1 protein-coding gene is annotated in these 708 nt (G+C 70.8%); it reads right to left on the bottom strand.

The features are described 5' to 3' along the window. On the bottom strand, window positions 1–708 hold a 708-nt coding region (locus FAF44_RS53510), incomplete at both ends, for an OmpA family protein (protein ID WP_237111169.1).

Below are 708 nucleotides of genomic sequence, written 5' to 3' on the forward strand. Positions count from 1 at the left end.
GGGGAAGGTCACGGTGACGCGGCGGTTGCGGCGTCTGCCTTCGTCGCTGTCGTTGGCGTACAGCGGGCGGTGCGAGCCGTAGCCCTTGGCCTGGAAGTCGACGCCGTCTCTGGACAGTTGTGCGGACAGGGCGCGTTGCACCGCTTGGGCGCGGCGTAGCGACAGGGGGTCGTTGATGGTGTCGTTGCCGGTGGAGTCGGCGTGGCCGGCCACCGTCACCTCGGTGGCGGGGGAGGCGTCGATGAGTTCGGCCGTCCGGGCGATGACCGACTTGGCCCGGGGGGTGAGGGTGGCTTTGTCCACGGCGAACAGCACGTCGGAGGAGAGGTTGATCTGCAGGTCCTTGCCGTCGTCGGCGGTCTCCTCCGACTTGTCCAGCGATTCGGAGGGCAGGATGAGGCGGCGGGTGAGCGGGGTGACGGGCTCGGCGTCGGGGTCGGGGAAGTCCCCGGCCGGGGCTTCGTCGCTGATGGGCACGTCGAGCATCGGCGGTCCGACGGGGGTGACGACGGTGGTCGTCGCCGGGTTGCCCGACGGCGCGGGCAGCACCGCGTAGACGTCGATCGACTGGCCGGGGTCGATGAAGTGGCCGAGGTCGTCGCGTTTCTGGTCGCTGCACAGGCAGGGGGAGCCGGCGGGCTGGTACGGCAGCAGCCAGGTGCGGGCCTGCGCGTCGAGGACGCCGATGCCGGAGGCCCATTTGATCTC

Source organism: Nonomuraea sp. MG754425 (assembly GCF_021699195.1).
Classification (GTDB): Bacteria; Actinomycetota; Actinomycetes; order Streptosporangiales; family Streptosporangiaceae; genus Nonomuraea.